Source organism: Paenibacillus sp. ACRRX, assembly GCF_022346885.1.
Taxonomy (GTDB): Bacteria; Bacillota; Bacilli; order Paenibacillales; family Paenibacillaceae; genus Paenibacillus_B.
In genome coordinates this window covers 314,115-336,564 of sequence record NZ_JAKRNK010000006.1, presented here as the reverse complement: position 1 = coordinate 336,564, position 22,450 = coordinate 314,115, and the positions used below count along the sequence as shown (strand labels likewise).

The following is a 22,450-nucleotide window of genomic DNA, read 5'->3' as shown; positions in this document are numbered from 1 at the left end:
TTTGAAATTACAAAATAATGGAGGGTTATAAATGAAGTACTTTTATGGAGTATTAGCTTTTTTGGGACTCGTCTTGCCCTATTCGCAATTCATCCCTTGGGTCGTGCACAATGGCCTCGATTTGACTCTTCTATTTAAAGCCATAACCAGCACGCGTATCGGAGCTTTTGCATGGATGGATGTTTTAGTTACCGCGATCGTGCTTATGGGATTCATTCTGTTAGAAGGCACCAGAAAGAGAATGAAATATTTATGGCTGCCGATTGCAGGTACACTACTGGTAGGTCCTTCACTGGGTCTTCCCTTGTTTTTGTTTCTTCGACAATTACACTTGGAGAAAAACATTCTAAAATAACATCCAAGACGGGAACGGAAACATGGTTAAACGAATTAGTTTAAAATGTTCGACATTTCTTGAACGTCATGATGCCATCGACGCAGCAAAGAATGTAATCTCGAATGCAGGGGCATGGATCATAAACTTCAAAACGTTCTCCAAACACATGGGCCTGATGTTGAAGTCGAAGTACCAGCGGTACGGGGCAAAGGGTTTCCTGCAAATGATTTGAAGGGTTGTCCACTAGAATCTGTTTTAGTATGAAAACTTGCCGTTACAGACAGTGCGGTGACCCGTACCACGAGTGACAGCAACGGTTTTGGGTACGAGCAAGTTTAAAGCGAATACAAGCTTCACTCTTTATATCAGCCGACTAGTGAAAAATGTGATGATATAGAACAAGTAATAATTTGAAGATCGGAAGGCCTCGGAATCTAGTCTGAAAAATTCCCGTCATGAAGAGCATCTCTGACATTTTCGTATTTAGCAATTTTAACTATTTCTAGAAGCTAGAAAGACGACCCAAATAAGGGTCGCCTTCTTGTCTATACGGGTCTGCTAGTTTTTGGCTTTGGTACAGCAAATATGTGATCCTCAGGATTTGTTGCAGTTAATTGCTTTCTGCGCGACTAAATAATAATTTATTGACCGAGTTGTCGGCAACCTGCTTGTAAACGGTCTAGGCGTATCCGGTATTCTATGTCAAGGCGGCAAGGATAGAATCAACGTGCTGGAGGTCCCGTATTTGTCGCCACTCGCATTGTTATTAGCTACGAATCATAACGGCGTCCGTTCATATAAAAATTGTCCTCGCGGCCAACCCGGAAGGAAATCTCCAAATCGGGTATACCGAGAGAACGGACATGCCTATCGATCGCCTCTGCCATCTTATCGCGCACTTCTTCCCCCCGCTCAAACCACCATACATCGATGAAAGGGTACGAATCGGTATATTTCCCGTCGAATATAGCGGTGACGTGCAGGCACTCTAAAGTGAAATTATCCGTTCCGCATTGGCAAATTGCGGCCATTTCCTCTACGAGAGGGATGCTAATTGCACGTATGCCCTCGGCTGGAATTCCTCTAAAAATTAATTGCGGCATCTAATATCCTCCTCCTGTCAATCTGACTTTAGTCTTTGTCATTTTCTTATTGTAAATGTACAAGTCTGTCTATGGCAATCAGAGAATAGCTGTTGAGTTAAGAGGGAAGTGTAGGGTATCAGGCACTAATTCTAGTGTTTGTTTGTGATACAATTAGTAGAAAGGATAAAGTTGTTAATGTGGAACGGAGGGAAGCCTTGCTAAAGTGGAATAGCGATGTATGGGGAAAACTTACAGGAGCGTACGGTTTTGCAGACAACGCGCCTGTGTTATTGCAGCAGCTAGTGCAGGAATACAGCCAGGAGATTTTTGACGAACTCTTTCAGGAGTATTTGTTCCATCAAAATACGATATATACGGCTACCTACGCGGCGATGCCGTATTTGGCACAGCTGGCATGCTCCACATCGGATGCAGAAGTGCGCAAAGAGCTGTATATCAATTGCGGAATCATTGAGGTAAGCCGTGGTGAGCGGGATGAGGCGCCATTCCCGGCATCTTGGGCTGAACTAGCTGAGGATGTGGGCAGCTCCGTTTGTTCGGAAATATATGGTGACTATGTAGAGGCAATTGGCAAGCTCCGAGCGCTTACAGAGGAAGTATTAGCCTACACTGCCCAACAATCCATAGATGATACCGAGAAGCGTTACATTCTTGTTGCGGATGCTGCTTATCGCGGCTCATATCTCCCTGCCAACATGTTGATGACATTTAGTGAAGGTGATGAGTATGTGGCCGTGTGTCCTGCCTGCGAGCAAGATGTATTCATCTGGCCTAATGAAGATTGTGCAGGAATTCTTCAAGCTTATGAACGCGACCCCGTCTTTCACACAGGTCAGGAACCACATGTGATTGTTCCGGTCACGTCATTTGTAGATGAAGAAATACGGACATTAGCGGAGCGTGCCGCATCGATTGGAGAACAAACATTGGCTGGACACCTGCCTTATTTAGCGGGGGAAACCTTATGTCCTTCCTGCCGTGAGAAAATTTCGGTATGGCCTTCTTTGCTTAGCACATCGTAGAGCACAATTTAAGGGAACGGAGAAAACAGAATCTTGTTTATTTTAACCCATTAGATTTTTAGGAGCTGTCACGTCGTGATAAGCTCCTTCTTATTTTTTGCCAATAACCCTTGTTATTAAACTATGAGAATGAACGGTAGCGCTGCCGTTTTATTAGCGATTATGACAGCTACGAACTTGTATACTGAGGCGTTGTAATTGCTATAAGGTATTGCAGGACAGGCACTTTTATTTATTAGCTAAGCCTCAACACATGAGATGGTTTCCGTTATTTTACAAAGTCTGCTCAATTTCATCTATAATGTTAGTGAATAACCTGCAATTGGTACGGATCAAAATGACCCAAGCGTGTGGAGGGAGGATTTATGTACCGGATTCTTATTGTAGAAGATGATCAGCGAATTGCCGAGCTTCTATCCAATCATTTGGACAAATACGGATATCAACCTATTGTGACACAGCAGTTTGATGCCATAGATCAAGCCTTTGAACAAATCATGCCTCATCTCGTCTTGCTGGATGTGAATCTGCCTAAATTTGATGGATACTATTGGTGCAAACAAATACGAAAAATTTCACCTTGTCCCATTATTTTTATTTCTGCTCGAACAGGAGAATTGGATCAGGTGATGGCAATAGAGTACGGTGGAGATGATTTTGTAACTAAACCTTTTTACTATGATGTCATCGTTGCCAAAGTGAAAAGTCAAATCCGCCGTTCGTATGGGGAATTATCAATCGGAGGTGCTGATACCGAACGGCAAGTTCATTTTTATGGAGTAACATTTTTCCCCGAACGTCCAGAACTACATTACAGACAGCAAAAAATATCACTTATGAAAAAAGAGGGTGATCTTCTAGACCTTCTTATCCACAAGTATCCACGTACGGTAAAGCGGGAGAAAATATTTGAACGGATGTGGGACGAAAAAGAATTCATTAACGAGAACACACTGAATGTAAATGTAGCCCGGTTACGCAAGAAGTTCACCGAACTCGGAATAGAAAATGCCATTGAAACCGTCAAGGGGTTAGGCTATCGTTTGAATGTCTCTTGGAACGAGGTGGCCAAAGAGTGAAGTTATTTATTAAAGATAATACTTCCTATATCATACTTCATATCATACAGTTTATATTTTTATATTCGACATTTCGCTGGTTGGATGTAAATATGGTTGCAAGCAATATCGTGTATCTCTTTCTAGTGAGTATTTTTATGCTGCTGATTTATCTGATATTCCGTTATGTGGCTGGACGCGGCGGCTATAAGTGGCTGAGCAATATTCCCGATTTGAAAGATGCAAAGGTTTTTTTGCAAATGGACGTTACATCACCGTTGCTTCATACTTTCAAGAGAGGACTTGCAAGGCAATATCAGTTATTGCAGAGCGAAAAGGAAAGATCCATACAGGAAAAACAGGAGCAGATTGATTTTATGAATCGTTTTGTCCATTTGCTCAAAACACCGCTTTCCGCTTTGCATCTGATTGTTCAGGATCGTGAGGACTCGGAGGGGGCGGAGGAAATGCAAATGGAGATCGCCCGTATGGAGTACCAGTTAAATATGATTCTGACCTTGTCAAGAATGTCCTCTTTTCGACAGGATTTCTATATTCAAACGGTGCCCATAGAGCCGCTGGTGTTTGAAGTCATTAACGACTTAAAAAGTCACTTTATTCACCAACACATCTTCCCCTCAGCCGATGTGCAAGGGGATGCCACCGTTCTTTCGGATCGCAAATGGCTGAAGTTTGTACTGACGCAACTGGTTACCAATTCCATCCGATATTCTGATGGTGGAAATCGTCAGATCAGGATATTGGTACGTCGACAAGGAGCGTTCATTACATTGACCGTAAACGATGAAGGCATAGGCATCTCCCCTCAAGACCTTCCTAGAGTATTTGACTTGTATTTTACTGGTGCCAACGGACGCAAATATGGTGAATCCACGGGCATCGGTTTATATCTCGTCCGGAAAATTTGTGATGAGTTAGGTCACAAGGTTTCGATCCAATCCTCTTTAGGAGTAGGAACGGAAGTCAAGATTGATTTTCCATTGCCCTATCATCCTGATTCGACAAGGTGACTGATTTGTAATGTTGATGTTATTTAGAACGATAGCGGCATCCCTTCCTTTCTTATAACCTTAGAGTAAGGAAAGAAAGGAGCGAGTTCACACATGAATATGCTGGAAATCAGTAAAATATCAAAAATTTATGAGGGAAAAGTGTCTTGCCAGGCATTAAAACTTATAGATTTCATCGTACCGAAAGGTCAATTTGTTGGCGTTATGGGCCCATCGGGGAGCGGAAAGACAACGCTGTTGAATGTCGTCTCGACAATTGACCATCCAACCACTGGAGCGGTTGTCATCAATGGAAAAGAACCACATCAACTACCATCTGAGCAATTGGCTGTGTTTCGGCGCCGCGAACTAGGCTTTGTGTTTCAGGACTTCAATCTATTACATACGTTGACCTTACGGGAAAATATTTTCCTGCCATTAGCGCTGGACGGAGTAGCTGTAAGGAAAATGAATGAACGGTTAAACGCCATTGCTCCAATTTTGGGGATTACTGATATTCTCGACAAGCGTACCTATGAAATATCGGGAGGACAAGTCCAACGTGCAGCCATTGCAAGAGCCATCATTCATGAACCGGCACTAGTACTTGCGGACGAACCAACGGGAAACTTGGACATCAAATCATCTCGTGCTGTAATGGAGTTGTTGCGCAATATTAATCGCGAAATGGGAGCAACAATATTAACGGTTACTCATGATCCAACAGCTGCGAGTTATTGCGACCGAATTATTTTCATTCGCGATGGTTCTATATATAACGAGATTTATCGGGGGGAACATCAGAACGACTTCTATGGCAACATTATGGAAGTGTTGTCCTTTATGGGAGGCGATTCTCGTGACTTTTCGACAATTCGCAATTAAAAACGTGCAAAGAAATTACAAAGCATACCTAGCCTACTTTCTCAGCAGCACCTTTTCCATATTGGTCTTTTTTCTATTTGCTGTGAACCTGTTTCATCCTAAGATCGGAGAGAGTTTCACTTCCGGCCCCGTTCATGCTGTTCTGTCTGCAGGAGAATTTGCGATCTCCATATTTTCATTACTGTTTATCCTGTATTCAGTGGGGACTTTTTTGAAGATGCGATCAAAAGAAATTGGTTTGTTGATGATGTTAGGTGCTACACGCAAGCAATTGAATCGACTGATTTCATGGGAAAATATCATTATTGGGCTTACAGCAATGGTGACAGGAATCACCGCTGGACTTTTTTTATCGAAATATTTTTTAATGTTCGCTTCGATGATTCTGGAAGTTTCAGAACTCGAATTTTACATGCCAGTGAAAGCGATTATTTTGACAATAACCTGCTTTCTAATCATATTTGGCTTGATCTCTAAGCTCGCCCCGTTTGCAGTGAGATCTAAGGAGATCATTGAACTCCTTAAAGGGAATCAAAAGCCAAAAGATCCACCTAAAGCATCTTTATGGCTCTCCATAACAGGATTCATATGGATTGCGGCAGGTTATCTCATTGTCGTATTAGAATTTGCGATCCCTTATGACTTGGGCGTTATCGCGATATTGGTTTCAGCAGGAACTTACCTGTTCTATTCTCAGCTTAGTGTATTTATCTTAATGCGATTGACATCCCTTCCACCATTATTTTTTCACAAAACGAACTTAGTTTGGATTACAGACTTGGTTTATCGTATGAAAGATAACGCTCGATTATTGTTTGTTATCACCATTACCTGCACGGTATCATTCACGACAATGGCAACTTTTTTTGCCATTTATCAGTCGGTAGACGAGGAATACGCGAAGAGCTATCCGATACCGTTCAATTATTCCTCCTATTCTTCTGATGCTCACCGTGATCAAAATCTTGCTATCATTTCCTCAATATTAGCTGAAGAAGGGCTGTTGTATACGACAGTCTCGGTACCATTCCTAGAGTTCGACAGCGATTCAAGTCAGAAGACCGGAGCAATATCCAATCAAGGTTATAATCGGATTGCGGAATTGTTGAACCGCGAACCATTGCAGTTACAAACTGGAGAAGCTATTGAAGTCCCCGTGTGGACAAACAAAGCAAATACCCGTATAACGATTAAGGAGCATGAAGCCGTACACTTGGGAAGCAATTCACTTCGGATTATCGATGCTGTCCAAGACAACCTATTTCCAGAGGGCTCGTATAGAAAATTGTATGTATTAAATGATACAGATTTCGAGAAACAGGATTCTGTATTAAACAAAGGAGTGTATTATGGTTATTTAGTTCCGGATTGGACAGAGGCATCGAGAGCAGCAGAAAAAATTAATGCCCAAATTGGAACCGATTGGAGTGCGTTTAAGTATCGTTCATCACCGGACTGGTACCAGACGGATCAATTAACTTACAAATTAATGCTCTTTGTGGGGACATTTATCAGTATCGTGTTTTTTATTGCGGCTGGAAGCTTTATTTACTTCCGCTTTTATACCGATGTTCAGGAGGAAAAAGGGAAGTACAGAAAGCTGCGGAAAATAGGCATGACTAACCGCGAGGTGAATCAGATTATCACGGTACAGTTAGCGATCCTTTTCTTTATCCCTGTCATACTCGCAGCACTACATTCCGTATTTGCACTGCAAATGCTACAAACACGAGTGTCCACTTCCATAGGAAGTTTCGCAACGAGTATTATATTTTTATTTCTAGTAGCGTGGTCCATTTACTTCTTGTTTCTTCGTTCTCGCTATTTGAGAAGTCTATTGGAAGAGGCTTAACTAGCTTCAATCCGGTACATCCTTCTAATTTAGAAAAATGTGTTTAGTTCCTAAAGAAATTTAGGAACTTTTTTTATGAAGTAAAAAAACCGTCATGTGTTTCCATACAAACCTGATTGTACGAATGGCAAGCACTAGGCATGTATTTATCAAAAGTGCATAGAACGTAGATTAAAATATCATTGTAGGGAGGTCTAGAGCAATTCAGACCTGAAGTAATTTATGGTAAAATGCTAGGTGTAGATTTCCAATTCTATTTCTATTTCGATTGGTGGAGGGGCTTACTTATGGACCAACAATTGCAGCAAGAGGGATACTTCGGAGAGTTTGGGGGCAGCTTCGTCCCGCCAGAATTGCAGGAAGTTTTGAGTTATTTGAGTGAGCAATTTTACAAGTTTAGAGACGACACTGATTTTAAGGAAGAGCTTCGCTATTACCTGCGCGAATATGTTGGTCGCGAGAATCCACTGACGTATGCGGAGCGGCTGACCAAAGCTTGGGGTGGCCCGAAGATTTACTTAAAGCGCGAGGATCTGAATCATACCGGAGCGCATAAGATCAACAACGCTATTGGCCAAATCCTGCTCGCTAAGCGGATGGGCGCGAAACGGATTATCGCTGAGACTGGTGCCGGACAGCACGGCGTTGCTACAGCAACGGCCTGCGCCATGTTTAATATGGAATGTGTCATTTACATGGGAGCGGAAGATACACGCCGGCAGGCGCTTAACGTGTTTCGAATGGAGCTGCTCGGAGCGACGGTTGTACCGGTTCATAAAGGCCAAGGTCGACTGAAGGATGCGGTAGATGAAGCGCTGGACGATCTAGTTCGCAACTATGAAAATACGTTTTATTTGCTAGGTTCCGCAGTAGGGCCGCATCCATTTCCGACGATGGTCAAGCACTTTCAGGCGATTATTAGCGAAGAATCAAAGCAGCAGATTATGGAGAAAGAAGGACGTCTGCCGGATGCGGTAGTGGCCTGCACAGGTGGCGGCAGCAATGCGATTGGCGCATTCGCGCACTACATCGACGAGCCGACCGTTCGCTTGATTGGTGTTGAGCCCGATCAAGCGCCATCCTTAACCGAAGGAGTACCGAGCATCATTCATGGATTCAAGTGTTTAGTGCTGTTGGATGAGGAAGGCCAGCCTAAGAAGACCTATTCAATTGCAGCAGGACTTGACTATCCGGGCATTGGGCCGGAGCATAGCCAGCTGAAAGTGACGGGCCGGGCTGAATATGCAACCGTCACCAATGAGGAAGTGCTGGAGGCCTTCCAGGAGCTGTCCCGCACAGAGGGAATCATTCCTGCCCTGGAGAGTGCGCATGCGATTGCATACGCAAAGAAGCTTTCATCGATGATGGGCCAGGATCAAATTATCATCATCAATCTGTCTGGCCGTGGGGATAAGGATGTTGAGCAAGTATATCAAATGCTCAAATAAAACAGGTGTGCAAGACAAAAGGCGTCCATGGGGCGCCTTTTGATTGTATGAGGAGTGAATCGTACATATTTCCATAATTCAGGTAAAAAGTAGGTGGAATTTGGACAAACGATCACTATAATGAATATAAGATACTAATTATATAGGGCTACTAGATTAGGTAATGAGCATAAAACAGCCTTAGTCGTAGGAGGTTACCTGTGGGAAGATCATTTGCAAATTTGCATATCAGGTCGAAAAACCTTGAGCAGACTATCGAAGTATTAAGAGAGTTAAGTAAGGCGCATCTCAAAGCACTAGGTAAAAATGAAGCTCAGGTGACCAAAGTTGTCATGTATGTAAGCAAAAGCAATGAGAACTGGATCAGCGTGCTCCACGATTATTTCGTATGGGGGACTGTGAAGAAGATCGGCATTACGTTGTCCCGACTTATCGAGGGACCGGTGATGACTGCCGGGTATATAAATGAGGAAATATTCGAGTTGTCGATTTTCGAGGGTGGAGAGATCCAGGCCGAAAGAATCTTTTGCGAACAGTGGGCGAGGGATGAATATGAACTCAAAGAAGAGCGTCTTAATGATGATTACCTGCGAGCAGCGTTGGATATCCGTAATGAGGATCTTGACGCTTTGATAAAGATCAATAGCCCAGCACAAGTCGTAGATAAGCTGTCGGAACTTGTAAATTTGTCTTTATGGAGTGACTCGGAGTGGATACCATACGAAGAAGCTCTCAGAAATAGATTTGGGAAATATGAATTTTAAAAGTGGCGGTGGACCATGCATGGCTAACGGCGTATGGGGAAGTATTCTAAAACAAATTGAAACGATATCGCAATCGATTTATTCTACCGTTAACCCTCCTGCTACGGAGCAAGAACTAATCCTTTAGGAAAGTACATTAAACGTTCAACTACCAATTCATTTTCGCAACTTTCTGTCGACATGGAACGGACAACAATAGCAAGTACCTTTTATCGGTTATAACTCCTTTATGTCTATCTCGGATATCATCGAAACATGGTCCATGATGAATGATTTGTTTGAGGACGAGGAGCAGGTGGAATGGATCGACGAAGCTCGGATCAAACCTCTAATTGGGAGCAAAAAATGGATTCCGTTTACCGATTTTGAAGCATCCTCGTGTCTAATTTTGGATTTAGATCAGGGGGGGAAACGGCATCTCGGGACAAATCTTTAAATATCACCCAGGTATGAGCTATCAATAGGTGATTGCAAACTCATTTGAAGAGTTCTCCAACGGAATATCAATAAGACTCCAGGCCAATCACTTTTCGTATACTGACGATGTTATTGAGTTTGAGGATTCCTATTTTGTGTGAAATTTGTCTAAAGAAGCGTGAATGAAGCTAGTTTTCTCAAGAGATTGAGATGGAACGTGCATGGGGCAATTGAGAGATCAACTGATGTCGGCAGAGGAATTTCAAAAATACAAGATTGCTTATTCAATTATGGTTTTCAAAAATGGAGCATCTAAATCAAGCGTAGAAGAAAGGATGACGGAAGTGCCAAATGATAACCAAGCTCAACCTTCTAGTTCTGTTAGAGAAAACGGTAGTTATCCGATTGATCTGACGGGTCCTCGCAGCCACACTCTTGTTATTCGTCCCGGTGTGGGCAGCTTATCTATCGGACCGTCGCAATTGGGAAAAAAGGTGGACCTCCACGTCGTACCAGACGCACGCATCGATTGGACCGTATTCGATGCCTTTGCTACGCCGGCGGGCTCGCCTTGGCCGCGATTTCTGTACTATTCAGGTAGTGACGCGAGCTTCTTGGATTGGGCGCAGAAACGTCCCATTGAAGAGATGATGTGGACTCCGCTCCTGTCTGCCGATACGGTGGTGGACGCTAGCCAATCCATTATACATGGCTTGCATATTGAGCTGGGCCAGACCGAAGGGTGCCTGAGCTTGAAGCTTCCACAGGGATCTTACCGCCTGAGCGTGTCTGGCGATCTATTACGCTTATCGGCCACTGGAAATATGCCGTCTTCACTGACACTAGCGCCACGCACCAGTCGACGCAAGAATGATCCTCCTTTCACATTGCCTGACCTTGGTGAATTGCACCAGGTGACGAGCCTGACGCTGCAAAACACGCCGCTGGGACAGCCTATCTCGCTGGACTCTCTGGACCGGTTCCCCAATCTTGACTCACTCAGTTTGTGGGGGAACTTCTGTGACATGGATTTGTTGGTTCGTCATGCCCAGTTAACGAATCTGGAGCTGCGCTTCATGCCTGATTTGGAGGACTTGCCCTCCTTGGACACATGGCCGTTTCTTGACAGATTTATCGCCTACAATGTGGAAGAGGCCACAGGTAAGCGCCTAAGGCAGCAAATGAAAACACGCGCTAAAACCCGTCCGTGGACCGGTCATGCTTCAGTGAGCCAGTTACGAAAACCTGCGTGGTGGATGACCGAATATGGCCGCCCATTCTCGTCTTGGCCTAAACGTCTTGCCAAACTGGCTAATGAAGCTTATAACATTGCACAGGCATCCTTGGCCCAAGCCAGCAGCCTTGCTGATGCCGAAGCAGCCATTACCGCTTTTACCGTACGTTTCAATACCCTCAAAGGCATCGAAACCACAGAAAGAGAAGACCTTGGCGAAGCTGTATGGCAGCTCAGCCAGTCTGATCACCTGATTGGCCAGCCTATAACGGAGGAGATGGCTCAATGCTGGTTCGATGCAGCTCGCGAATACTGACATCAAAGAGATAAGGAGCGGGCAGTGGGATTAGCAAGTTACATATGGTAAAGGGTTGTTGACCAGTGATCACCATTTATGAGAAACAGCGGAATGGAGCTGTAGCGAGCACGATCGAGCATTCTTATGCATCGCTTGAAAAGAGCCTGGAAATCATCCGGCGGATGGATGGCTTTACACGTAGCCAAGTCACACTGATATGAGATTCCAATAAAAACAGACGAAGTTTATCCTGAAACAGCATTGTCTGGGAAGGAGATAACCTATGAAAAACGCGTTAATGGAGAGATTAAAACTTTTTCTTCATCGGGAAGATCATAGAACACTAGTAGGCATGCCGGCGAGCCAAGAGGAAATTGTTAAGGCTCAGCAACGGCTGAATGTAATCTTTCATGAGGATTACGTCCACTTTATCAAGACCTTTGGGGGAGCATATGCTGGTCTTGCGATACATGCATTCTCAAATGGCTCTAGTCTCGGAAATGAAACGGTTGTCGATTTGACGCTGGAGTTCCGAGAGCAATGCAAGGAACTTCCCTTTGCAGATGTTTTACGAACCAGTTATGTCATTTCCATGGATGGGTCCGGCGACCCGATTATCATTAATCAAGCGGGAAAGGTTTGCATCTGTTATCACGATACCGGGGAGATCAAGTTATTAGCAGATTCATTTGAGGAAATGATCAAGGAAAATTTTTATGAATGGTAACTAATCCAATTCTGTGGGTTTTGTGGCCACGGTGGTATGAAGTCTTGCATGTCCATTTTTTGAAATCCATCAGCGAATTGAAAGACAGGGGGAGTATTCATGTACATCGTATCTCAGCAAAAGCCGCTGTCTGAGAGCCAGAACCTACTGCTGGCGAAGGAAGATGCTGCTATTTATCCACCAGGCTACCTTCGCTTTTTGCAGCGCTTTGGTGAAGGAACTTACAGAGGATGGATCAATGTCCAATTGCCTGATTCGGAGGTGCTAAAACCCTTTGCCGAGTACGGGTTATGGGAGCATGGCGAAGATAGCCCCATTACTGAGCAACAGATCGGCGAGTGTAAGGCTATAGGCACAACGATGGACGGTGATTTCCTGGCGGTACATCCTCAGACGGCTGGGCTGCTCTGGCTGCCTCGGCATGCGGAGCACATAAAGACGATTTCCCTGCAGATACGGGATCAGGAAGACGATGGCATGTACGCCTTGGTTCTGGACGAAATATACCGTCAGGTGTATGGAAGCAGCCAAGAGGAGGCCGTCTATTATGAACCGTGGACGGGAACTCGGAACCATCTCTTTTTGCGTTTTCCATCAGGGCAGAACCAGCTTTCACTGCCCGAGCTGGCCGGAATGTGCCAAGCGGATTTTCCACCGGATTTGTCCATTGAGACCCCATATACTTGCTTTTTGTTTTACCTGCAACTGGGTGGCTATGTACGATTGAATTATGCTTACCAGCAAGAGGTGGCCGTCTTCTACGAACAGGATGCACAACAGGCATTTGATGTTATAAAGCAATGGCTCTTGTCAAAAGGGTGCGAAACGTAATGATGCTGGAAATTCTGGTGACTTAGAGTTGATCATGAACTTAGAACCCGATCTAATTATTAATACTTACAGTCAGCTAGCCGAAAAAAGGCATTGTCGAAAATTGCTCCAACTGTTCCCTTCAACTCAGCGCTTCCTTATAAAGAACGTGTAGTTGCAGCAGGGGAGATCGCAACTTCATCTTGGGTTCTCCCTTAGAATTGCAAGCAGTTGCTCACTGCCCACAGATCAAGGTTATAGCCAAGTTAACTTCCAGTAAGATTCATTATATCGATGCTACATGGAATTATGAAGATCCCATCACACGTGAACGGTTGTTAGAGATGCTACCATATATTTTTAAGAGGAAAACAATGTGATTACGTTAATTATCGAAAATAGGCCGAAAGAGGTGTATCGGGAAGTGTACGGGATCGATGTGGATATTGCTGTGGACCCGAGATCCGGCTGCCTCTTTGTTCGCTTTATGAGCTCACTGGTGTTGCAGAATAACAAGGAAAAGCCTTGATAATAGATCATACATCATCAATCTTCTTGCTGGTAAAAGGCATCTATCCCGAGATATCGGTATCTCCACCGTGTACAGCAGCATAGACCTGCTAGTTTAGATCCGAAACGTTAATAATTTGAACAATGGGAACGGCATGCCGCTGCGAATAATTGAAGCGACTTCGATTGTTTTTCTCGCACCTGGTCATAAGGCAACCTTCATTTAGGAGACTTCATGCAGTAAGCGTATCATGCGTTTTAAAGGACTAGTTACGAACAACTATTTTTCTCAAACTTCTCACTTGTCCAAAGTCTTCAAGATCTCTTCCATACTCACAGGCGCATACAGATTCGCGTCCACGCCAACATCATAGCGGTTAATGCCTTCTTCAAGCATTTCTAGGTTATACGAAATATCGGAGTGAATGTGCCCATGCAGTTGAATTGAGCTATGTCTTTGTTTATGCCACTCAAGGATTGGATAATGGAACAAGATGAAATGATGATTTCCATGTTTTAATTCATAATAATCTTTGATCCAGACGAAGTGACTTTGGTCAAACGGTTCGTCATCAACGAAGTTATCGTGATTCCCTTTGATCAAATATTTCGTTCCATTTAGCTGTGATAAATAATGATTAGCCACCATCCCGCCTTTCATTGTCACATCACCCAGAATGTATACCTCATCCGTATAGGATACTTTTTTGTTCCATTTTTGAATTAATTTTTGGTTCATTTCTCCCACACTGCGAAAAGGGCGATGCGCATGCTTAATAATTTTGTCATGTTCAAAATGCAAGTCCGCGGTAAAATAGATCATATTTTCTTCCTTTCAAAACGATATATCACTCAATAAAATACTTAATTACCCTTTAACTTAGCCACGTTTCACTTGAACCAACGGCTGACAAGCATCCAACTGCCTCTCAACCATCTTTTACTTTGGTTTACAATCCCGTTTGAAAATGATATCCCGCATTAATCATCATAGTTTACAGTATAGCAGATACTCACCCCAAAAAGGAGCGCGTAAAGCGGTACAAAGTACGCTTTCTCCGCGGGCAAGAGCCCTCCTAAAAACGAGTTAGCGCTTGCTAAACGCTCCTGTAGAATATGTATCTATTATTTCATGTGTAATCCAGAACGCCATATAAATATTTTATTTAAGACAATTGTTTTTGTAATTGGAGTTTACTTACAGAACTAAAGTGGGGTTATCGAAGATAATAATAGAGAGGTAGGGAATTGATATGCCCTACCTCTCTATTATTTAATCAAGTTCTTATTTTTTAGCAAGGGCCGAGCACAGTCCAAACATCGTTGGGACCACTTTTCAGATCTGGACGTTCATTTTGCGTCCACCATTTGGCTTGATACTTAACTCCGTTATAAGAAACAATATGATCTTGAACATAAGTGGAAGAGTCACTCCATGGAGCTGGGCAGGCGGCAACTTGCACCGGCACCGAGTTACTTGCCGTAGACAAATTACTAAAGCCATCCCGAGCCTTGACAGTAAACGTATATGAACCACTTGTTAATCCACTGATCGTAGCAGAATTGCTAGTCGATCTTGCTTTAGCAAAAGGATCGTTATTTACATAAATGTCATAGCCGATCAAACCAACATTGTCCGTAGAAGCTGTCCAGTTCAAGTTAACTGTGTTATTGGTAGTATTAACAACTAGATTGGTTGGTGCTAGTGGTGCTACTGTATCGTTAGGTACAGCACCTGGGGTAGGTAAATTCGTAATAATTTGTTTTAAATTAGGTAGGGTACCAATTCTATCATTTGCTATGTCGGAAGTCGGGGTATTGAACGGTAACCATCTCAGTATTCTACGAACTTCATCTGGCGAATACGGCACGCCGAATTTGGCTTTAGCGATTCCTTGAAGTTGTAGAATCGCACCTACAACGACAGGTGAAGCAGAAGATGTTCCATTAAAATGGTCAGTATAACCTGTTGTCGAAGCAGTACTTGTTGAACTTAAGGTAGCAACGTTCTCGCCAATACCGTAAGCGTCGATTCGATTGCCTTGGCTACTGAAGCCGAGTCTGTAGTGAGGTGCAGTTGATGAACCCGCTCCTACAAGTATTGCTCCAGAATCTTTGAAATCTGGGAGATCCCGATTGAAGATATATTTATTGTCCCAATGCTTGTACTGATCGAGATCAGCACCACCGTTGGCTCCCGCTTCTACAACGACAATACCTAAGCTTGTTGCATATTGGATTGCATCAAACTCTGCCGGCTGTGTTTCGATAGGCAACCAAGGACCGCCATAACCGATCTGTATTTCGAGCAGAATAACGTCACCCGGAGATAACACTTGTGTGGCTGCTAAAATTGCTTCTGCTGTACCACCTGAACGAACTAATGAGGATACAATTGGCGTTGCTTTGTTTGCTAGCCCAATATTGCCGATAGCATTGTCAACCGCGGATACAACCCCGAGTACAGCCGTACCGTGACTACCATCTCCATCATTAACGGCTCCTGGCAAAAGTTGTATGTTGTGAGCAGCTAGATCTTCATGATTTAAAGCCCAATTCCACTCGACATCGGCCCACTTGATACCTTTGCCATCTCCACCTTCAAATTGCCAAGCATACGGAGCGTTAACACCTAGAGGATCTGCTTGTGCATAACTTTGTAAAGAGAAGCGTGGATCGTTGTCTGGAAGGACAGGTGTTGTGTTTGATATAGGCGCATTGGCTAATTCTGGTTTTTTGCTTAAGTAGGCTTCTTCAACGAGCGAGGAGCTTCGCAACTTTTGTAACAACTGTTCGACGTCAGCGCCAGCGGGAATTTTGGAATAATAATAGCGTTCAAACACCGATGTAAAATGACTAGCAGCAACGCCTTTGTTAGCTGATGGTAAGTATTGCTGCGAGATTAGCGGGTCAAACGATAATTCTGGTATAGCGGATAGCGGAAGTATTTCTTGTTGCAATTGAAGTTTTCCTTCTTTGCTTGGGTGGAAGGCTTGCTGTTTAAGTTTAACAACAATTTTTTCTTCGAAGATCGGAGGGGCAGTTTTTGAGAATGATGCACTCGTCGGAAAGGACTGTCCACTCTCTGAAGCGTATGCTACATTTGACAAAGTACCTAATGATAAAAGCAATGTCGAGGCTAGAGCGATGGACAACGTTTTTTTTAATCTAGAGTAAGTGTGAATAATAGAAATCTCTCCTTTGTAATCGTTCCGTATTTTAGTTCCGAGCACTATCGTTTTGAAGTCAAAAGTAATCAAAAAGCTGAACGATAGTTTTAAAGAGTAGACGAGTACGAAAGCTTACGTTCTGATTAAATGCGAACCCAAGTCTATTATTTTCACCTTTCCATTCTCTTGAATTTTTTTGTTGCTAGCTGAATAAATAGGTTACTAAATGTCAGTATAAGGTAAGGTAATTATTGGATCAATTCCGAGGTAAGCGTAAACAACGACAACAATATCTAAATATCACGTTCAAACTTCTATTTTCTCTATTTCCTATAGGTTCAATAGGAGATAAATCGAATATTTCCTCCCCATTTAGATTTCAAAAAAATTAATTTTGAAATTCAGGTTAATGAATTGTTGCAAAATTGTTTTGAACATGCTCTTCAAGATTGTGAGCATGGTAAAGGATTCAACGTTGAAGAATGTTCACAAAATAGTTTAGGTTTATCTATTGTAAATAGCTAGTTAGAGGATAAACTATAAGGGAGTATGCAATTTAAATTTACAGCGTGTGGAACAGCGTGTTTCATTCGCGTTTATAATGTAATATAGGACTACAAAGGCGTAGTCTTACTAAAGCAAAGAGGCTTAAGGTTATAGCATTCCTATTTGACAGGAAGCGGTATAACTTTAGGCCTTTTTGTGTTTTTTTATGCTATGGGAAATAAGGAAATGGCAGAGGAATTGTTTAGTGCAGGAATAGATATGGGAACATGACAACACAACTTGTCTTATCCAAACTATATATGGCGGCGTCGTTTTTCGTGCCGCGTATGGTGATTACGAAGAAAGAAGTCATATAGCGTAGTGAAATTTGTTTCACATCTCTTTTAGCCAATAACAGAATCGATGTTCAAAAGTATGTCACAGCTGTAATGGTTGCAATGCTCATTGCAAGTAAAATGGTTCCAAAATACTGCACCTAAGAAATAGAGGAGGGTACCCATGAGTATCGATAAAAAAATGATTGAAGAGATGGTTCGTAAAATTATCATGGAAGAAATAGGAGCAAATGCTATTGAACAGAATGTTCATAGAGGTCCTGGAGGGATTACTTCTGTTAAAGTGCCAAATATGAAAGTAACAGAAGAGGATCGTCTCGATACAGGCAATCCTAATGATATTGTCTATTGTAAAGATCTTTTCTCGCTAAAGGAAAGTCCAAGACTTGGCTGCGGTATCATGGAGATGAAAGAAACAACCTTTGACTGGACACTTAACTATGATGAAATTGATTATGTGATTGAGGGACATCTGGATGTTATCATTGACGGTACAAAGGTGTCAGCTGGTCCAGGAGAAGTGATCTTGATTCCAAAAGGAAGTAAGATTCAATTTTCTGTGCCAGAATATGCACGATTTATCTATGTAACATATCCGGCGAACTGGGCAGAACAAGCCTAACGTGTACTCCGGCTCAATGGTTTCAGAACCGGGGTTATAGCGATGCCCCGGTTCCAATTTCGAACGGACAAGGTGCCAGAATAATCCCGACCAATGGGCAGGATCTCCTAATACAACTAAAGGTTATCCTTGTTTCGGGACGAGCAGCCTTCTCGACAGTCAGCAATCTTCGTTGCATGTGCTTATAGTCAGTAAACTAAACATTAACTTTCGGTATCTATTGTGTGATATGAAAAGCAGCCACAAGGTTTTAATAAACCCTGTGGCTGCTATTTTAACATGCGTATACCATAGCTAATGCTTAAGCTTGTTCATCGTTAACAATATCCAACAAAATCCATAAACTTCCTCGCCAATGGAGGTTTATTTGTCATTTCCATAAACATTATTATAATAAAAAATCTGTTAGGTACCAAGGTAGATCTGCTTGACAAACATGAACTGGTTTTTGTGCTTGTTTAGCAGGATGAAATTAGGTTAGCTACCAATTTTTCTGTAGCAGGGCTGAGGACTTTATTTTTTTTGCGGATTAATCCAACAGGTAAAACGACTGAAATATCATCGATGTCACGAACAGCGTATTGATGTGAATTGGCAACGAAATTGCTAGGCAGCATAGCAATACCAAAGCCTTGTAATACAAGATTTAAAACCATATCCATGTTGGTTGCATCGTAATTAGCGTGTAAATGAAAGCCATGATGAAGAAAAACATGCTCTATTTTTCGCCGATAATCACACAATTGTCCAGTTAAAATGAAACTTTCCTCTTCCAAATCACACATGTAAATTTTTTCTTGTGTAGATAATGGATGGTCGATTGGCAGTATCAAACAAAGCTTTTCTTCATACAACGGATAAAATTCAAGATTTAATTCTGGTGATGGAGGAGGACATAAGGCAATATCAAGTTCGTTAGCGATAATCCGTTGACTAAATTGTTGGGTTACGCCACTTTCGATGGAAAGACAAATTTGAGGATGTTCTTTCATAAACGTTGTTAGTATGGTAATCAAATTTGTTTTGGCAATGGAATCAATTGCTCCAATCCGAATAAGTCCTTTTTGACCGATTGAAAATTCTTTTGCGGTTTCGGTGATGACATCCACTTGATTTAATAAAATATCTGCCTGTTCTTTCATAAGTCTTCCGGCTTCGGTTAGCACCATTTGTTTTCCTTTACGTTCAAACAGTTCGATGCCGAGTGTTTCTTCTAATTGATTGATGTGTAAGGTGATGGTAGATTGTGCGTATTGCAGCAGATTTGCTGCTTTTATCTGACTACCACATTGGACTACAGCTTGAAATGTCTGTAACAAACGGATTTCCATAATTCATTTCTCCTGAAGAATAGTTCATTTTTGTTCATATTGAGTAATATATCATTATAAATTACTATTTGTATAGAAGGAGATGATAACATGAAAAATTTATTTTCCGTTGATATCACAAACAGTGAGTGGAAATTTGTTATGGATGGTATAGAACAAATCCCATTGCGAGATGAGAATGGTGAACTGCGTTATGTCGTGCGATTTGCACCGGGGGCAAAATTCCCTCAACATACGCATAAGGATACCGAGGAATTATTCGTATTAGATGGAGCTCTTATCAGCAATGATGTTGAGTATGGAGCAGGTTCTTATCTCTGTTATGGACCTAATACAGAACATGAACCATGGTCTGAAAAGGGTTGTTTGGTTCTTGTAATGGAACGTAATGCGGTATAGTGTGTTTCTATTCTTTATGTAGGAAATTATTAATTTTTATTTTTCATGCAAACATTGCAACAAAGAATGGATAACCTTTATTTTAAGAGGAAACCGCTCGAAAAGGAGCGGTTTTTTATGTTGTGTGTCTAGAAAGCCATTAATTTTAGTTGGTGAAAGTCCAATCAAGGTAAGATTACTGATATATTACAGAAGAATAGCGTTTTTTCGTTCTTCACCACGTTAAGCGGTGTAACCGTGAACCAGAAGAAGTTCCTAAAATGGCGAGTATCATAAAAAAGTTTATTCGCTTACTGAACCTTTTTCCCCGCGAGAGCGAATAAAGGGTTGTAACACGTTAGGGAGGGGCCCCCCATGAATGATAAAGAATTACTTCCGTGGCTTGAAAAAGAAACGTTGGGCGACGAATCGGCTTTTCAGCTTGTCTATCAGGCGACTCACCAAGACGTATATCGGACGGTTGCTTTTCTCGTCTACAACAAACAGGACATTGAAGATATCGTGAATGAAGTTTATATGAGCATGTGGCGGTCATTTCACACGTACGACTCGAACCGACCGTTTCGGTATTGGCTGCACGGGATCACTGTCCGCCAGGTCCAAGATTGGAAAAGAAAGGCTTGGCGTCGAATTCGCCTCTTTGAACGAAACCGCCAGATGACTTGCGAACAGTTCGAGTGGACGGAGATAGCTGTCCTGCAGTCCGAAATGCAGCATGAACTGTTCAGCCTTGTCCGCCAGTTATCGTATAAACTACGCGTGGTTGTCATCCTGCGCTATTTTCACGACTATGCTCTGGAAGAAATCGCAGACATGCTGCAGATCCCTGTTGGCACAGTGAAATCCAGGCATCATCTGGCACTGAAAGAACTCCGGAAACGTTCGGAAATGACGGGAGGAGACGCGTATGTCCATTGACAAAGAATTGCGTGAAGTGCTTCACCAGGTAGCTGATTCGATGCACTGCCCACCCGATTTGTATGGACGTGTCCGTCAGTCCTATCAACACTATATGAACGAAGAGAGAGGCAGATCTCCCATGAAAAAACGAATACTTGTAGGTATTGTCGCAGTAGCAATCCTGATTCCGTCTGTCGCACTTGCTGCTTCCTATCTAGCCGATGATATATTCGGTTCCTCTACAGACATTGAACAGCATGGCGTTTCACAGGAAGAGTATCAAGCGATCGAGGGAATGCTTCAAGCAGCTAAAGGCAAGCTCAAGGAAGAAGAATTTAAGGAGTATATGGAGCTGACCAAGCAAATCGTGCAATTAAAGCTGAAGATCACCGATAAAAATGGGGTCACTCATGAGGAGAAGCTGACCAAAGAAGAACAACAGCAGTTTAAGCAGCTCGGCTCCAAGCTTGCCCCGTACTTTGATAAGATTAAGGGAACCGCCAAGCCGTAAGAGAATGAAACAGTGCCCCCTCCAGTGTGGAGGGGGCACTGTTTTCTCATTCAGGGGCTATGCTTTGTGTTATGACAGCGTCAGCGTGACGGTTCCATACCGACAAAGGGGGGGAGGAATACTCAGAGAATCTAATGTGCCTATTCTTTGCGTTAGATGGCATGTGTAGACTGTCTTCTGGTTAGCTGGCTAACCCACACATTTTTTCTTTAAATGTATTCAACATGATCTGCACTTTATCTTTATCTTTCTATATTAATCTATCACTTGTAAGAAAAAAGAATACAACAAGTATTTATTCATCTCAACAAGTGAATGACATAGAAAGGATCGATTATATGAAAACATCACGATTTGGCAGAAGTAGGAGTGCATTCACGAAAATAGGAATGTCCATAGGAATTATCCTGGTCGTATCTCTCCTTATATTCTTTAATTCTGGGAAACTTTCCTCTATTTCAGCTGAAAGGGGCAGCGATGTCAGCAAGCAAGATAAGAAGGTAGTCTACCTGACTTTTGACGATGGACCGAGTTCATTAACGGGCCAATTCCTAGACGTATTACAAGAGTATAATGTAAAAGCAACTTTTTTCATGCAGGGCAGTAATTTGAAAAATACGGAGTATCAAGATTATGTCAAAAGAGCTGTAAAAGAAGGACACTATGTTGGAGCACATAGTATGACACATGATGCGGTCAAGTTATATGACAATAAACAGTTTGTCCCCGAAATGGTGGAAACATTAAACTTGATCCGCGATATTACAGGTACGAATCCAAAGCTGGTACGTCCCCCTTATGGATCAGCCCCTGGATTGAAGGACATACAAATTCGCGATCAAATCGCAAACGTAGGCATTAAAGTATGGGACTGGACGATTGACTCCCATGATTGGATGTTAAAAGGAAACCCAAATAAAATTATCGAAAATGTAAAAGAACAAACGACAGAGGATTTGGAAGTTGTTCTTATGCACGAGAAGCCACAAACCTTGCAAGTGCTACCGGAAATCATTAAATTCTATAAAGATCAGGGATATGAGTTCGCAGTGTACCATGACAAAGCGCATTTTCGTCTTAATTTCCAAAAGGATAACCGTTTATAGTATATGATAAAATAATATTTGTGCACGGCCCCCCCTCAAATAGGGGGGTTATTCAAATTATTATCGAGCTATGTTTATGCTTTATCTAACA

Annotated in this window: 23 protein-coding genes; 19 read left to right on the top strand and 4 right to left on the bottom strand. The window is 42.5% G+C overall.

Annotation, left to right across the window (positions count from 1 at the left end):
• The first annotated feature begins 31 nt into the window (after nucleotides 1-31).
• Nucleotides 32-355, top strand: a complete 324-nt coding sequence (locus MH117_RS19050) for a DUF2834 domain-containing protein (RefSeq protein WP_239331332.1) — start codon at nucleotides 32-34, stop codon at nucleotides 353-355.
• Nucleotides 356-377: 22 nt separating this feature from the next.
• Complete coding sequence (locus MH117_RS19045; protein WP_239331330.1) at nucleotides 378-569, top strand: hypothetical protein; 192 nt, start codon at nucleotides 378-380, stop codon at nucleotides 567-569.
• Nucleotides 570-1,107: 538 nt separating this feature from the next.
• On the opposite strand, the gene MH117_RS19040 is transcribed toward MH117_RS19045, so the two are convergent.
• Nucleotides 1,108-1,440 (bottom strand): DUF1904 family protein, encoded by a 333-nt coding sequence (locus tag MH117_RS19040; RefSeq protein ID WP_239331328.1) that lies wholly within the window; start codon nucleotides 1,438-1,440, stop codon nucleotides 1,108-1,110.
• A gap of 197 nt (nucleotides 1,441-1,637) precedes the next feature.
• On the opposite strand from MH117_RS19040, the gene MH117_RS19035 reads away from it, so the two are divergent.
• From MH117_RS19035 to MH117_RS18975, 12 genes are all read left to right on the top strand, one after another.
• Nucleotides 1,638-2,465 (top strand): hypothetical protein, encoded by an 828-nt coding sequence (locus MH117_RS19035; protein ID WP_239331326.1) that lies wholly within the window; start codon nucleotides 1,638-1,640, stop codon nucleotides 2,463-2,465.
• A gap of 365 nt (nucleotides 2,466-2,830) precedes the next feature.
• On the top strand, nucleotides 2,831-3,544 hold the full coding sequence (locus tag MH117_RS19030) for a response regulator transcription factor (protein WP_239331324.1): 714 nt from the start codon (nucleotides 2,831-2,833) through the stop codon (nucleotides 3,542-3,544).
• Between the two features lie 92 nt (nucleotides 3,545-3,636).
• Nucleotides 3,637-4,554 (top strand): sensor histidine kinase, encoded by a 918-nt coding sequence (locus tag MH117_RS19025; RefSeq protein ID WP_239331322.1) that lies wholly within the window; start codon nucleotides 3,637-3,639, stop codon nucleotides 4,552-4,554.
• Between the two features lie 93 nt (nucleotides 4,555-4,647).
• Nucleotides 4,648-5,418: an ABC transporter ATP-binding protein gene (locus MH117_RS19020; RefSeq protein ID WP_239331320.1), complete on the top strand. Its 771-nt coding sequence runs from the start codon at nucleotides 4,648-4,650 to the stop codon at nucleotides 5,416-5,418.
• Nucleotides 5,393-7,270, top strand: a complete 1,878-nt coding sequence (locus tag MH117_RS19015) for an FtsX-like permease family protein (protein ID WP_239331318.1) — start codon at nucleotides 5,393-5,395, stop codon at nucleotides 7,268-7,270. Before MH117_RS19020 ends, MH117_RS19015 begins: the two co-directional genes overlap by 26 nt.
• A gap of 287 nt (nucleotides 7,271-7,557) precedes the next feature.
• Complete coding sequence (trpB, locus tag MH117_RS19010; RefSeq protein WP_239331316.1) at nucleotides 7,558-8,718, top strand: tryptophan synthase subunit beta; 1,161 nt, start codon at nucleotides 7,558-7,560, stop codon at nucleotides 8,716-8,718.
• A gap of 200 nt (nucleotides 8,719-8,918) precedes the next feature.
• Nucleotides 8,919-9,482, top strand: coding sequence for a hypothetical protein (locus MH117_RS19005; protein ID WP_239331314.1), 564 nt, complete (start codon nucleotides 8,919-8,921; stop codon nucleotides 9,480-9,482).
• Nucleotides 9,472-9,609: a hypothetical protein gene (locus MH117_RS19000; protein WP_239331312.1), complete on the top strand. Its 138-nt coding sequence runs from the start codon at nucleotides 9,472-9,474 to the stop codon at nucleotides 9,607-9,609. The genes MH117_RS19005 and MH117_RS19000 overlap by 11 nt, the downstream gene beginning before the upstream one ends.
• A 625-nt stretch (nucleotides 9,610-10,234) precedes the next feature.
• Complete coding sequence (locus MH117_RS18995) at nucleotides 10,235-11,449, top strand: hypothetical protein (protein ID WP_239331372.1); 1,215 nt, start codon at nucleotides 10,235-10,237, stop codon at nucleotides 11,447-11,449.
• Between the two features lie 265 nt (nucleotides 11,450-11,714).
• Nucleotides 11,715-12,158 (top strand): SMI1/KNR4 family protein, encoded by a 444-nt coding sequence (locus tag MH117_RS18990; RefSeq protein WP_239331310.1) that lies wholly within the window; start codon nucleotides 11,715-11,717, stop codon nucleotides 12,156-12,158.
• A 99-nt stretch (nucleotides 12,159-12,257) separates the two neighbouring features.
• Complete coding sequence (locus MH117_RS18985) at nucleotides 12,258-12,989, top strand: hypothetical protein (RefSeq protein WP_239331308.1); 732 nt, start codon at nucleotides 12,258-12,260, stop codon at nucleotides 12,987-12,989.
• A gap of 355 nt (nucleotides 12,990-13,344) precedes the next feature.
• Nucleotides 13,345-13,497 (top strand): hypothetical protein, encoded by a 153-nt coding sequence (locus MH117_RS18975; protein ID WP_239331306.1) that lies wholly within the window; start codon nucleotides 13,345-13,347, stop codon nucleotides 13,495-13,497.
• Nucleotides 13,498-13,776: 279 nt separating this feature from the next.
• Here MH117_RS18975 and MH117_RS18970 read toward each other — a convergent pair whose 3' ends face one another.
• Together MH117_RS18970 and MH117_RS18965 are read right to left on the bottom strand one after the other, a co-directional pair.
• Nucleotides 13,777-14,217 (bottom strand): hydrolase, encoded by a 441-nt coding sequence (locus MH117_RS18970; RefSeq protein ID WP_239331304.1) that lies wholly within the window; start codon nucleotides 14,215-14,217, stop codon nucleotides 13,777-13,779.
• A gap of 553 nt (nucleotides 14,218-14,770) precedes the next feature.
• Nucleotides 14,771-16,438 (bottom strand): S8 family serine peptidase, encoded by a 1,668-nt coding sequence (locus MH117_RS18965; protein ID WP_239331302.1) that lies wholly within the window; start codon nucleotides 16,436-16,438, stop codon nucleotides 14,771-14,773.
• A 1,215-nt stretch (nucleotides 16,439-17,653) separates the two neighbouring features.
• On the opposite strand from MH117_RS18965, the gene MH117_RS18960 reads away from it, so the two are divergent.
• Complete coding sequence (locus MH117_RS18960; protein WP_239331300.1) at nucleotides 17,654-18,112, top strand: cupin domain-containing protein; 459 nt, start codon at nucleotides 17,654-17,656, stop codon at nucleotides 18,110-18,112.
• 458 nt (nucleotides 18,113-18,570) lie between these two features.
• Here MH117_RS18960 and MH117_RS18955 read toward each other — a convergent pair whose 3' ends face one another.
• Nucleotides 18,571-19,443: a LysR family transcriptional regulator gene (locus MH117_RS18955; protein WP_239331298.1), complete on the bottom strand. Its 873-nt coding sequence runs from the start codon at nucleotides 19,441-19,443 to the stop codon at nucleotides 18,571-18,573.
• A 90-nt stretch (nucleotides 19,444-19,533) separates the two neighbouring features.
• Here MH117_RS18955 and MH117_RS18950 point away from each other — a divergent pair, with 90 nt between their 5' ends.
• The 4 genes from MH117_RS18950 to MH117_RS18935 all read left to right on the top strand — a co-directional run bounded on the left by MH117_RS18950 (nucleotide 19,534) and on the right by MH117_RS18935 (nucleotide 22,359).
• Complete coding sequence (locus MH117_RS18950; RefSeq protein ID WP_239331296.1) at nucleotides 19,534-19,842, top strand: cupin domain-containing protein; 309 nt, start codon at nucleotides 19,534-19,536, stop codon at nucleotides 19,840-19,842.
• 354 nt (nucleotides 19,843-20,196) lie between these two features.
• The gene (locus MH117_RS18945) at nucleotides 20,197-20,760 is read left to right on the top strand and encodes a sigma-70 family RNA polymerase sigma factor (RefSeq protein WP_239331294.1); all 564 of its coding nucleotides are present in this window, start codon (nucleotides 20,197-20,199) and stop codon (nucleotides 20,758-20,760) included.
• Complete coding sequence (locus MH117_RS18940) at nucleotides 20,750-21,253, top strand: DUF3600 domain-containing protein (protein WP_239331292.1); 504 nt, start codon at nucleotides 20,750-20,752, stop codon at nucleotides 21,251-21,253. Before MH117_RS18945 ends, MH117_RS18940 begins: the two co-directional genes overlap by 11 nt.
• A gap of 389 nt (nucleotides 21,254-21,642) precedes the next feature.
• Entirely contained in the window at nucleotides 21,643-22,359 is a 717-nt protein-coding gene (locus MH117_RS18935; RefSeq protein ID WP_481857283.1) for a polysaccharide deacetylase family protein, read from the top strand.
• Nucleotides 22,360-22,450: the final 91 nt, after the last annotated feature.

Coding starts and splice junctions, on each gene's coding strand:
- MH117_RS19050 (WP_239331332.1), top strand. CDS start 32: ATGAAGTACTTTTATGGAGTATTAGCTTTTTTGGGACTCGTCTTGCCC.
- MH117_RS19045 (WP_239331330.1), top strand. CDS start 378: ATGGTTAAACGAATTAGTTTAAAATGTTCGACATTTCTTGAACGTCAT.
- MH117_RS18970 (WP_239331304.1), bottom strand. CDS start 14,217: ATGAACCAAAAATTAATTCAAAAATGGAACAAAAAAGTATCCTATACG.
- MH117_RS18940 (WP_239331292.1), top strand. CDS start 20,750: ATGTCCATTGACAAAGAATTGCGTGAAGTGCTTCACCAGGTAGCTGAT.
- MH117_RS18995 (WP_239331372.1), top strand. CDS start 10,235: ATGACGGAAGTGCCAAATGATAACCAAGCTCAACCTTCTAGTTCTGTT.
- MH117_RS18950 (WP_239331296.1), top strand. CDS start 19,534: ATGAAAAATTTATTTTCCGTTGATATCACAAACAGTGAGTGGAAATTT.
- MH117_RS19040 (WP_239331328.1), bottom strand. CDS start 1,440: ATGCCGCAATTAATTTTTAGAGGAATTCCAGCCGAGGGCATACGTGCA.
- MH117_RS18935 (WP_481857283.1), top strand. CDS start 21,643: ATGTCCATAGGAATTATCCTGGTCGTATCTCTCCTTATATTCTTTAAT.
- MH117_RS18960 (WP_239331300.1), top strand. CDS start 17,654: ATGAGTATCGATAAAAAAATGATTGAAGAGATGGTTCGTAAAATTATC.
- MH117_RS19025 (WP_239331322.1), top strand. CDS start 3,637: ATGGTTGCAAGCAATATCGTGTATCTCTTTCTAGTGAGTATTTTTATG.
- MH117_RS18985 (WP_239331308.1), top strand. CDS start 12,258: ATGTACATCGTATCTCAGCAAAAGCCGCTGTCTGAGAGCCAGAACCTA.
- MH117_RS19030 (WP_239331324.1), top strand. CDS start 2,831: ATGTACCGGATTCTTATTGTAGAAGATGATCAGCGAATTGCCGAGCTT.
- MH117_RS19000 (WP_239331312.1), top strand. CDS start 9,472: ATGAATTTTAAAAGTGGCGGTGGACCATGCATGGCTAACGGCGTATGG.
- MH117_RS18990 (WP_239331310.1), top strand. CDS start 11,715: ATGAAAAACGCGTTAATGGAGAGATTAAAACTTTTTCTTCATCGGGAA.
- MH117_RS18955 (WP_239331298.1), bottom strand. CDS start 19,443: ATGGAAATCCGTTTGTTACAGACATTTCAAGCTGTAGTCCAATGTGGT.
- MH117_RS18945 (WP_239331294.1), top strand. CDS start 20,197: ATGAATGATAAAGAATTACTTCCGTGGCTTGAAAAAGAAACGTTGGGC.
- MH117_RS19020 (WP_239331320.1), top strand. CDS start 4,648: ATGAATATGCTGGAAATCAGTAAAATATCAAAAATTTATGAGGGAAAA.
- trpB (WP_239331316.1), top strand. CDS start 7,558: ATGGACCAACAATTGCAGCAAGAGGGATACTTCGGAGAGTTTGGGGGC.